The sequence below is a fragment of the Sulfurimonas sp. genome, from assembly GCF_014859695.1.
GTDB lineage: Bacteria > Campylobacterota > Campylobacteria > Campylobacterales > Sulfurimonadaceae > Sulfurimonas.
Window position 1 is genome coordinate 1 of sequence record NZ_JACUTS010000059.1, and the last position, 10797, is coordinate 10797.

At 38.2% G+C, this 10797-nt stretch carries 11 protein-coding genes; 8 read left to right on the top strand and 3 right to left on the bottom strand.

The genetic code is table 11. The annotated features are described in order from the left end of the window. Nucleotides 1–121 precede the first annotated feature (121 nt). The 8 genes from rplM to IBX42_RS09355 all read left to right on the top strand — a co-directional run bounded on the left by rplM (nt 122) and on the right by IBX42_RS09355 (nt 6481). Nucleotides 122–544, top strand: coding sequence for a 50S ribosomal protein L13 (gene rplM / locus IBX42_RS09320; protein ID WP_294932135.1), 423 nt, complete (start codon nt 122–124; stop codon nt 542–544). A 9-nt stretch (nt 545–553) separates the two neighbouring features. Then, nucleotides 554–943 carry a 30S ribosomal protein S9 gene (rpsI, locus tag IBX42_RS09325; protein WP_294932137.1) on the top strand — a complete coding sequence of 130 codons (390 nt, stop codon included), beginning with the start codon at nt 554–556 and terminating at the stop codon, nt 941–943. A 115-nt stretch (nt 944–1058) separates the two neighbouring features. Then, on the top strand, nt 1059–2570 hold the full coding sequence (locus IBX42_RS09330; RefSeq protein WP_294932140.1) for a peptide-binding protein: 1512 nt from the start codon (nt 1059–1061) through the stop codon (nt 2568–2570). Nucleotide 2571: 1 nt separating this feature from the next. Beyond that, nucleotides 2572–3210, top strand: coding sequence for an HAD family hydrolase (locus tag IBX42_RS09335; protein WP_294932143.1), 639 nt, complete (start codon nt 2572–2574; stop codon nt 3208–3210). Nucleotides 3211–3327: 117 nt separating this feature from the next. Beyond that, the gene (locus IBX42_RS09340) at nt 3328–3885 is read left to right on the top strand and encodes a pyruvate flavodoxin oxidoreductase subunit gamma (protein WP_294932146.1); all 558 of its coding nucleotides are present in this window, start codon (nt 3328–3330) and stop codon (nt 3883–3885) included. 10 nt (nt 3886–3895) lie between these two features. After that, entirely contained in the window at nt 3896–4291 is a 396-nt protein-coding gene (locus IBX42_RS09345) for a 4Fe-4S dicluster-binding protein (protein WP_294932149.1), read from the top strand. Beyond that, nucleotides 4291–5514, top strand: coding sequence for a 2-oxoacid:ferredoxin oxidoreductase subunit alpha (locus IBX42_RS09350; RefSeq protein ID WP_294932152.1), 1224 nt, complete (start codon nt 4291–4293; stop codon nt 5512–5514). The genes IBX42_RS09345 and IBX42_RS09350 overlap by 1 nt, the downstream gene beginning before the upstream one ends. 10 nt (nt 5515–5524) lie before the next feature. Continuing rightward, on the top strand, nt 5525–6481 hold the full coding sequence (locus IBX42_RS09355) for a thiamine pyrophosphate-dependent enzyme (RefSeq protein ID WP_294932156.1): 957 nt from the start codon (nt 5525–5527) through the stop codon (nt 6479–6481). 130 nt (nt 6482–6611) lie between these two features. On the opposite strand, the gene IBX42_RS09360 is transcribed toward IBX42_RS09355, so the two are convergent. Genes IBX42_RS09360 through IBX42_RS09370 form a run of 3 tightly spaced genes read right to left on the bottom strand, consistent with a single transcriptional unit; the run spans nt 6612 to nt 10567 of the window. Further along, a complete protein-coding gene (locus IBX42_RS09360; RefSeq protein WP_294932159.1) occupies nt 6612–7388 on the bottom strand; it encodes a CheR family methyltransferase in 777 nt (258 codons plus the stop codon). Continuing rightward, on the bottom strand, nt 7388–7960 hold the full coding sequence (locus IBX42_RS09365; protein ID WP_294932162.1) for a CheB methylesterase domain-containing protein: 573 nt from the start codon (nt 7958–7960) through the stop codon (nt 7388–7390). Before IBX42_RS09365 ends, IBX42_RS09360 begins: the two co-directional genes overlap by 1 nt. A gap of 6 nt (nt 7961–7966) precedes the next feature. Then, nucleotides 7967–10567, bottom strand: a complete 2601-nt coding sequence (locus IBX42_RS09370; RefSeq protein ID WP_294932165.1) for an EAL domain-containing protein — start codon at nt 10565–10567, stop codon at nt 7967–7969. Between the last annotated feature and the right edge of the window lie 230 nt (nt 10568–10797).

Here is a 10797-nt window from a genome sequence, read left to right on the forward strand (position 1 = left end):
TAGATAAACCTTAAAAAAAACATAAATTAAGTTGTTTATAAGCTTAAGAAGATATACTTTCGCCAATTAAACAGACATTATTTTATGTTGATGTTAAGAAAATTACTTGAAAGGTTCAAGAATGAAATTTACGAAAATTGCAACTCCTGAACAAATCGATCAAAAATGGGTTTTGATTGATGCTGAAGGTAAAACTTTTGGTCGTATTATCACTGAAGTTGCAACAATACTTCGCGGTAAAAACAAACCATGTTTTACTCCAAACATTGACTGTGGAGACTATGTTGTAATTGTTAATGCTTCAAAAGCAAAATTCAACGGTCTTGGCAAAATTGCTAACAAAGAGTATTTTTCATACTCTGGCTACTTCGGTAGTGTAAAAAGTACTAAAATGACTGAACTTTTAGAGAAAAATCCTGAGAAGCTTTATAAATTAGCTACTCGCGGTATGCTTCCTAAAACTAAGCTTGGTGCTAAAATGATTAAAAAATTAAAAATTTATGCAGGTGCTGAGCATCCTCACACTGCACAACTAGCTAAGTAAGGAAACCAGATGGCAAAAATATATGCAACAGGACGTCGTAAGGCGTCAATAGCAAAAGTATGGTTAGCTCCGGGTAGCGGAAATATAAGCATCAACGGTCTTTCGTTAGACGCATGGCTAGGCGGATTAGAGGCGAAAAAACTTCGTGTTAAGCAACCTCTTGCACTAACAAAACAAGATACGTCGGTTGATATCGTAGCTACTACTTTAGGCGGTGGTTTCGGTGGTCAAGCTGACGCACTTCGTCATGGTATCTCTCGCGCATTAGTAAAATTTAACCCAGAGTTAAAAGCTATACTAAAACCTGAGGGCATGATGACTCGTGATTCACGTATTGTTGAACGTAAGAAGCCGGGTAAACGTAAAGCACGTCGTTCTCGTCAGTTTTCTAAGCGTTAATCGCTGCAAAAACTTTTTTTTCAGTGCTTTTCGCACTGGAAAAATCTCCTCCAAATTTTTCATTAACATTTTCTTCTATTTTACTTTGATATAATCGCTCAAAAAAAGAGTCATTTTGCGCTATTTACTGTTTCTGTTTTTATCACTAAATCTTTTTCTCAATGAGTGTGAAGCATCAACACTTCATTTAGCAACCTCTGCCAATCCCTCACGGCTCAATCCCATACTCGCAACAGATTCAAGCTCATCGGAGATAACAGGTTTTTTGTTTAATGGATTAGTAAAGTATGATAAAGATTTATCAACAATCATAGGGGATTTGGCGGAGGAGTTCTATTTTGAAGATGAGAAGACGCTCCTTTTTAAACTTCGTAAAGGGGTGAAGTGGCATGACGGGGAGAGTTTTAGCGCAAAGGATGTTCTCTTTACATACGAGGTGCTTGTGTCATCCAAAATAAGCTCGCCATACAGCTCAAATTTTAGATTTGTCGAGAGTGTTGAAGCTGTTGATGAACTAAGCGTGAGAGTAAAATATAAGCAGCCATATTTTAAGGCGCTAGAGACATGGATGATGGGTATTTTGCCCCAGCATATTTTAAAAGATGAGCAAAATCTGATGAGCTCCTCTTTCAATACAAACCCTATAGGCACGGGAGCATACAAACTTTATCAGCTGGAGCACTCTAAAAATATTATTCTCAGCGCCTTTGATGACTACTTTGAGGGCAGGGCAAAGATTGACACTATCTCTTTTCATGTCATAGCCGACCCCATGACACGTTTTTTGATGCTAAAATCCTCCGCTCTTGATGTAGGAAGCATTGAACCTATGCAGTATGAGAAGCAGTTAAATAGCAGCTTTTTTGAAGAGTTTAACATCTATGAAAATATCTCTCAATCCTACACCTACCTAGGTTTTAATCTTCGTTTAGAGAAGTTTCAAAACCCAAAAGTTAGAGAGGCGCTCTCTTTAGCCATCGATAGAGAGGAGCTTGTAGAAATTCTCTTCTTTGGTCATGCAAAGGTTTGCACAGGACCTTTTTTACCCGGCACTAAAGCGTTTAACGAGAGCGTTAAAGCACCCTCACAGGATATACAGAGGGCAAAAGAGCTATTACGCGAGGCAGGATATGATGAGAAAAATCCCTTTACTTTTGAGATAGCAACCTCAAACTCTAGCGAAATAAGACCTTATGCTGCGCAGATACTTCAGCATCAGCTAAAAAAAGCGGGGGTAATTGTTACGCTTAGGGTTATGGAGTGGCAGGCTTTTTTAAATATGGTGGTTTTTCCTCATAAGTTTGACAGCGTACTGCTTGGATGGGGACTCTCCCCGACGCCTGACCCTTACATGTTTTGGCACAGCGATAACGATAAGCAGGGCGGGTTTAATTTAGTGGGCTACCATAACCCAAAAATAAACAAGATGATAGAGGCGTCTCAAAGCATGGTTGAGAGCGAGCGTCTCTCTGCGTCATGGAGGGAGATGTTTAAGATAATAACGGATGAAAATCCATACCTTTTTTTATACATTCCAAACTCAATTACGACGGTTAGTAAAAATATAAAAAACATAGAACCGGCTCCAAGCGGAATTTGGCATAACTACATAAAATGGGAGAAATAGTTTGATAATTTTGTTTGATTTGGATGGTACCTTAATTGACTCGACGGAGGCGATTTTAGAGTCGTTTCACCACTCTTTTGATTTTCATAAACTCTCAAGAAAAGATGATGAAGAGATTAAGTCATTAATAGGCTATCCGCTGGATATTATGTACGAAAATTTGGGAGTTGAGAAGGGCGTAATTGCTGAGATTATTACGACATACAAAGAGCGCTACAGAGATATCTCAACTCAAAAAACGCAGCTTCTCAAAAATGCAAAAGAGGCGGTAGAGTTGGCAAGCCAGTTTGCCACTCTTGGGATTGTTACGACAAAAACAGGACTTTACTCAAAGATATTGATGGAGCATTTTAATGTCATGCATCACTTTGAAGTTCTCATCGGCAGAGAGGATGTGCAAAATCCAAAGCCGCATGCCGAGCCGATTATGAAAGCTTTGGAAAAACTCGACACCAAAAACAGAGAGATTTGGATGATTGGAGATACAAAACTAGACCTTATTGCCGCACAAAATGCAGGTGTAAATTCCATAGGAGTTTTAAGCGGTTATGATGATGCAAAAACATTAAAAATGTTTACAAATGTTATATTGAATGATGCCTTAGAAGCCGCTATATACTTGCGAAAGAGGAAAAAATAACACACTTTTCTTTGTTATTAAAAAAGAACAAAATATCAAGCTATTTTTAAGAGCAACTTGTCTAGAATAAGGGGTAAAATAGAATCAAGGTTCTTATATAAAAGAGAAGGAGAGTTTATGCTAGAGATTAGATGGCATAGTCGTGCCGGACAAGGTGCTGTAACCGGTGCTAAAGGTTTAGCTAATGTTATTTCTACAACTGGTAAGCATGTGCAGGCATTTGCGTTTTACGGATCTGCAAAACGTGGAGCGGCAATGACGGCTTATAACCGTGTTGACGAAAAAGTGATTATGAATCACGAAAAATATATGAGACCTGACTATGTTTTTGTAATAGACCCAGCATTGACTTTTACAACAGATGTCACTATAAATCATAAAGATAGTACAAAATATATTATTACTACTCACATGACTACTGAAGAGTTAAAAAAAGCTCAACCAAAGCTAGAGGGAAAAGAAGTTTACACTGTTGATTGTATTACAATCGCAAATGAAACTATTGGCCGCCCAATTCCAAATACACCTATGCTTGGCGCATTTATGAAGATTTCCGGAATGTATGATATGGAATTTTTCAAAGAGAGCATGAAAAGAGTTCTTGGAAAACTACCACAGAAAATTATCGATTCAAATATGCTTGCAATCCAGCGCGCATACGATGAAGTAAAGTAAGGGATTTATGATGGCAAAAAAAGGATGGGATGAGTTCGAAATCGGGGCTATGCTTCGTACTTTTGACGGAAAGATAGATGACATTGCAGGCACGAGACAAGAGGATCGTGCATACTCTCAAAACAGCTCTTACACTGCAAGTGTGGCTGACTGGAGATTGATCAAGCCGGTATTTAACAAAGACTACTGTATTGATTGTCAGTTTTGTTGGATATATTGTCCGGATGTTTCGATAATTTCAAGAGACAAAAAATTAATCGGCGTAGATATGGATCACTGTAAAGGATGCGGAATATGTGTTGAGGTTTGCCCTACAAACCCCAAATCACTTCTAATGTTCCCTGAACAAGCCGATGAAGAGACAGAGATTGCTAGTTGGCCTAAAAAAGACGAGGAGGAAGCGTAATGGCATTTGATAAAATGGAATTAGAAGATATCGAAGTATGGGATGGAAATTTTGCCGCTGCGCAAGCCCTAAGACAATCTCAAGTTGATGTTGTTGCCGCATACCCGATTACTCCATCAACTCCTATAGTTGAGGGATATGCACAATTTACCGCCGATGGCTACGTTGAGGGTGAGTTTGTTATGGTTGAGTCAGAGCATGCGGCTATGAGTGCATGTATCGGTGCTGCTGCTGCTGGTGGTCGTGTTGCTACGGCTACATCTTCTCAAGGCTTTGCGCTTATGGTTGAGACACTTTATCAAGCATCAGGGATGAGACTTCCTATAGTTTTAAATCTTGTAAACCGTGCACTTGCTGCTCCGCTTAACGTTAACGGTGACCATTCTGATATGTATCTAGGTCGTGATAGCGGCTGGATTCAGCTTGATGCCTACTGTCCTCAAGATGCTTATGACTTAAACTTTATAGCATTTAAAGTTAGTGAAGATCACGATGTAAGACTTCCATGTATGGTGAACCAAGATGGATTTATGACTTCTCATACGGCGCAAGGTGTTCACACTTTAACGGATGATGAGGCTTACGGATTTGTCGGTGAATTTAAACCGATGAACGATATGCTTGATTTTGAGCATCCTGTAACTCATGGTGTTCAAGCAGAAGAAGATTGGCACTTTGAGCATAAGGCACGTCAGCATAACGATCTTATGACAAAAGTGTTCCCAAAAATAGAGGCGGCATTTAGCGAGTTTGAGAAATTGAGCGGTCGTAAGTACAATATGGTAGAGAAGTATGATATGGATGATGCGGATGTTTGTGTTGTTTGTATGGGCAGCTCTGTTGAGACCGCTCGTGAAGTTGCGACTGAGATGAGAGCGCAGGGTATTAAAGCCGGTGTGGTGGGTATAAGAGTTATTCGTCCATTCCCGTTCTTTGAAATTGCTGAGGCATTAAAATGTGTTAAGGCAATCGCTGCGCTTGACCGCTCATCGCCAAACGGCGCTCCAGGAATGCTCTTCAATGAGATAGCAGGTTCACTTTTCAATACGGATACAAAAGCTATGCTTAGCGGGTATGTGTATGGATTGGGTGGTCGTGACTTAACAAAAGCTCATTTAGTGGCTCTCTTTAAAGAGCTTCAAGCCAATGTTGATGCAGGTAAGATTACTACGCCTCTACAGCAGTTTATCGGTGTTCGTGGACCGAAACTAGCATACCTATAAGGAGACAAGCATGAGTGAAATGAAAAAAATAAAAAACTTAAAAGAGTTTTCAACATCGGCTGACCGCTTTGAGGGTGCTAACCTTTTATGTCCGGGTTGTGCACACTCTATTATAGTTCGTGAAGTTCTGAATGCGACAAATGATGATATGATTCTTTCTGCTTCGACAGGTTGTCTTGAAGTTTGTACGGCAGTTTATCCGTATACATCATGGGATGCTTCTTGGATTCATATTGGATTTGAAAACGGCTCAACGGCTGTTGCCGGCGCAGAGAGTATGTATAAAGCGCTTAAGAGAAAAAATCGCCTTAAGCAGCCTGAACGTAATCCTAAGTTTGTATCTTTTGCAGGGGACGGTGCTTCTTATGATATCGGATTCCAGTGGATTTCGGGATGTATGGAACGCGGTCACAATATAATGCATGTTGTTCTTGACAACGAGGTTTACGCAAATACGGGCGGACAGAGATCATCTTCTACTCCGATAGGCTCTTCGGCAACTACGTCACCGGCAGGTCGCGTTAGTTACGGTGAGAAGAAAAATAAAAAAGATATTGTATCCATAATGGCTGCACACGGTATTCCATATGCCGCTCAAGTTGCTCCAAACAAGTGGAAAGATATGGTCAAGAAGATTCAGCACGGATTTTCTGTAGATGGACCTGTATTTATTAATGCTGTTTCCCCTTGTACAACAGAGTGGAAATTTGACCCTAAAGATACGATGAATATTACAGACTTAGCAACAGACTCCTTGGTTTTCCCTCTTTATGAGATAATCGACGGACATGAGTTGAATATTACATACAGACCTAAAAATATTGTTCCTGTAGAGGAGTATTTAGCTGCTCAGGGACGTTTTAAGCACCTCTTTAAAGATGAGTATAAGTACCTCATTAAAGAGTGGCAAGATAGAGTAGACGAAAAATGGGCGTATCTCCAGCGCCGCGAAGAATCTAGAGTCTAGTAAAGTTCTAGCTTCAGCACATCTTGCACAAAACTAACCCACTCGGCGTACTACAGTACGCAGTCGGGCTTAGTTTTGCACAATCTGCACCAAATCTAAAACTTCTTCTTACTACTTTTTGTTACTATTTTTAAAACAGATCTGCATGTCCGAAAAATATCTCTTGATTTGGATTCTTTCTTATACTCTCTAAAATCTCTTTTGCTCTTAATTTTGTCTCTTTGTCAAAATAGATAAGCATATTTCTTGAAAATATAAAATCAAACTTTCCGATGTTTTTAAAAGAGGGGTCAAAAAGATTTATAACCCTGAATGTTACCTGTGATTTAACCGACTCTCTTAAGGCATAAAGCAAATCACTTTTTGTGAAGTATCTCTCTATGACACCCTCAGATAGATTTCTTACATTTCTCTCTCTGTAAAGTGCTTTTTTTGCCCTGGATGTGGCATCAAGGTTAATATCTATTCCTGTAATATGGAATTTATTTGGAGCTACACCTGCCTCAAGCAGAGCTATTGTGATGCCGTATGGCTCTTCACCGGTTGCGGAGGGGGCGCATAAAACAGCAACCTCTCTATCGGCATCTTTCACCAGTTTTACAAGCTCCTCTATCTGTTTAAACTCTCTATAAAAAAAGGTCTCATTTGTTGTCAGATAGTCTATAAGCTCTTGCTTTAGCTCTCTCTCATGTTCCATTTTTTTTAGGAGTTCTGTAAAGGAGTCTATCTCTCTATGTTTGCAAAATGTTGTAACTTTATTTTGTAAAATTGATACCTGTTTATCGAAAGTTACACCTGTTTCATTTTTAAAAAACTCAGCAACAGGCGTCACATCTCTATAATCTTGTATAATATTTTGCTGAGCCGTATCTGCAACCTGCTTTTTATTTCTAAAAAAACTAAACATCAGCTGCAAAAGCTCCTTATTTTCTCTTGAATTGTCTGCGTATCGGCAATCTCAATATTTTGAATCTCTTTTCTTGCTCTGCTTGGCATGCCATCAACTATGGCACTCTTCTCGTCTTGCGTTATTGTTCTCGCGCCACTTAGCGAGAGTTGTTTGCATCCATCAACACCGTCATCTCCGATGCCTGTTAGTATCACAGCTAGTATCTCTATATCTTGAGCAAAAGGGACAAGCGAGTTAAATACCGTATTTATATCGGGATTATACTTATATTGTTGTGATAACTCTACTTGAAATTTCAATCCGTAGCCATCTCTTTTAGCAGATGTCATCCCATGGCAAAGATAGATATTTCCAGACTCAATGAAAGTGCCATCTTGTGCCATGCTAATGGTATTGACACTAAGCTCTTTTAATCTTTTTGTAAAACTCGGTATAAAATCCATTGACATATGTTGGGCTATAAGAACGACCGTATCGCTTAAAACAGGCAGAGATTTTATAATCTTCTCTATCTGCCCAGGGCCGCCGGTTGAGGCGCCAATCACTACTAACTTTTTAGGCAGTTGCATGTTCAATCACAGGCCCTGATCTATATCTTTTTTTGCTTCGCTAAATTTGTAACCTTGCGAGTAGTCGACACCAAGCTCTTTTACAATATTGAAAATCTCATCATTTTCCACAAACTCTGCAACCGTCTTCATCCCTAGCTTTTTGGAGAAGTCTACAATAGTCGATACCACCAAATAGGCATTTTCATCTTTGTCTATATTTTTTATAATGGAGCCGTCAATTTTTAGATAATCAGCTTTTAGTTTTATAAGATACTCAAAGTTGCTGTATCCTGTTCCAAAGTCGTCAATCGCAATTTTGCAGTTATACTTTTTAACTTTGGCTATAAAGTTTATTACATCTTCAAATTTTTCGATATATTCAGACTCTACTATTTCAAAAACAATTTTAGAGCCAATACCGTATCTCTCAAGCATCATAATTATATATTGCGAAATTTGAGGCTCTAAAATATCGTCTATGGAGAGGTTTATGGAAAACTCAACATCTTTATCTTTGAACATCTCGAAAGATTGTTCTATTACGGTTCTTGTAATATCGAAATACTGTCTTGTCTGCTTCGCAACACCCAAGAAGAAGAACGGAGATATAATCTTATCTCCATCTATCATTCTGACCAAACACTCATACTTCTCATAACCGAGAGTTTTATTATTTACAATTGGCTGATAGTAGGTAATGATATTTTTGTTTTTTAGTGCGTTTGAGAGCTTTTTGCTCCACATAATATTGTTTTCATACTCTTTATTTAAGGAGATGCTCTCTTTATAAACAAGGTAGTTATTGTTACTTTTTTTGGCGATTTTAAGTGCCATATTTGCAGTAGAGAGAAGTCTGTTTTTATCCTCTTCAAATGAGACACCACAGCTGCAAGAAATCAATATCTGCTCGTTTTCAAGTGCTATACCCTCTTTTATCTCCTCTGAGATATTTTTTACTATACTTTCAAACTGTGCTCTTGTGTATGATGTGCCGAGTATTACGAACTCATCTCCTTGAAGTCTGTAAAATCTAAGGTTAGAGTCACTAAAAACAGAGTTGTATATTTTGTCTCCCAATCCCTTGATGACGTCGTCGCCGAATTCATGACCGTAGAAGTCATTTATCTGTCTAAAGTTGTCAAGATTAAAAATCGCAACTGAGAGATTTTCAAGGGGGTTGATGTCATTGTTTAGCTTGGTTCTGTTCCCATAACCTGTCAAGAAGTCCATTGTGGAAGCATTTTTTATCTCTGATATATTTGTTCTTACTCCAATATACTCTACAATATTGCCTTCTCTGTCCATAATGGGGTTTATAACAGCTTTTACCCAGTAAGATGTCCCGTTTTTATTTAGATTTTGAAGCTCTCCCAACCACGGTTGTTTAAGATTTTTTATAGCATGCCACATTTCTTTAAAGGTCTCTTTTGGGGTATCCGGATGCCTTACAATGTTATGAGGCTTTCCTAGAAGTTCATTCTTTGTATAGCCGCTAATTTTGCAAAACTCATCATTAACATAGGTAATAATTCCCTGCGCATCAGTTTTGGAAACTATAAAACTCCTATCAACGGCAGATTTATACTGCTCTAAAAGCAGAAGTGAGTCGCTATGCTCCTGCTCAAGCTCATCTGTTTTAAACAGAACAGTTCGAATAGCCATTATCATTAAAACAGTAAGTGCTATTATGCTAAAGATTAGAAAGAAGGATAGGGCTACTATCTCATAAAAAGCAAGGTCTAGCTTGCTGTTGATTATTTTATTTACTTCATAAAAAAGTTTATCTTCTACAGCTTTTAAAAGGTTTATTGTGTTTGTTGATTGTTCAAACCAATACCCTGCGTTTGTGTTAAAGAGATTTTCGTTTTTGCTCCTTAGTGCCTCATCTATTATCTTAAAAGTCTCGTCTACAACATCCCCTTTAAAGGTATCGTAGTAAAATATCAAGATATTATCGGGTGCTATTGCTTGAAAACTTATGCTGTTGAGATTGTATAGCTCAAGATTGCCCGCAAAAGAGGCAAGTGTACTTTTTAAGAATTTATTATATATTAAAACCTCACTTAAAGTAGCTCTTATCTGCCCCAAAGCCTCTTTTGCGGAGGATAGATGAGTATACGCCTGTATGATGTTTCTATTCTCTTTGTCATTCATCATAGAGGGAATCGTTCTTGTAAAATTAAGAAGCGTGGCTATATTTTTTGTGTAGTAGCTCTTAGCATCGGTCGTCGACATTTTGAGCAGATAGATTGATTTTCTGTTTAGTTTTACATCACTTAAAACATCCATAATGTAGTTATTGCTGTTTTTGGTTTGTGCATAAGTAAATTTTGCATCATCAATTGCCCCGTCTAAATCATTCATGGCAGATAAAAGCTTATCGTCACTGCTGTTTAGATTCTCGCTTGCGATAAGCCCCGTTATAAGCCCTCTCTCTATCTGCATAAAGTGGATTACTCTAGAGATGACCTGTGCTTCAAGAATGCGGTATTTTGTCGTCTCAAGATTTTTTTTATCATCAGCTGCTTTAAAAAGAAGCATAAACGAGAGTATCAAAATAAAGGATATAGTGATAATCGATAAAAGAAGCAGTTTTGATTTTAAATCTAGTTTTATGATTGACATTGGTTGCTTTGTTTGTTCATTAAGTAATCTTTTATTTTTTAAACATTTTAGGTAAATTTACCATATTTGTCAATCTAAATGAGGTTGCTAAAACTCCCTATAGAAGGAGTTTTAATAGGAATTGTTTATTTACGTTCTAAACGTCTCCAGCTTCGCATGCAGCTCATCCGTCATTGCATTTAGATGCTCTGCGGCAGCCGCAATCTCTTCAACATTTCTTGCGTTTTTAG

Coding starts and splice junctions, on each gene's coding strand:
- IBX42_RS09355 (WP_294932156.1), top strand. CDS start 5,525: ATGAGTGAAATGAAAAAAATAAAAAACTTAAAAGAGTTTTCAACATCG.
- IBX42_RS09360 (WP_294932159.1), bottom strand. CDS start 7,388: ATGTTTAGTTTTTTTAGAAATAAAAAGCAGGTTGCAGATACGGCTCAG.
- IBX42_RS09340 (WP_294932146.1), top strand. CDS start 3,328: ATGCTAGAGATTAGATGGCATAGTCGTGCCGGACAAGGTGCTGTAACC.
- IBX42_RS09365 (WP_294932162.1), bottom strand. CDS start 7,960: ATGCAACTGCCTAAAAAGTTAGTAGTGATTGGCGCCTCAACCGGCGGC.
- IBX42_RS09370 (WP_294932165.1), bottom strand. CDS start 10,567: ATGTCAATCATAAAACTAGATTTAAAATCAAAACTGCTTCTTTTATCG.
- IBX42_RS09345 (WP_294932149.1), top strand. CDS start 3,896: ATGGCAAAAAAAGGATGGGATGAGTTCGAAATCGGGGCTATGCTTCGT.
- rplM (WP_294932135.1), top strand. CDS start 122: ATGAAATTTACGAAAATTGCAACTCCTGAACAAATCGATCAAAAATGG.
- IBX42_RS09350 (WP_294932152.1), top strand. CDS start 4,291: ATGGCATTTGATAAAATGGAATTAGAAGATATCGAAGTATGGGATGGA.
- rpsI (WP_294932137.1), top strand. CDS start 554: ATGGCAAAAATATATGCAACAGGACGTCGTAAGGCGTCAATAGCAAAA.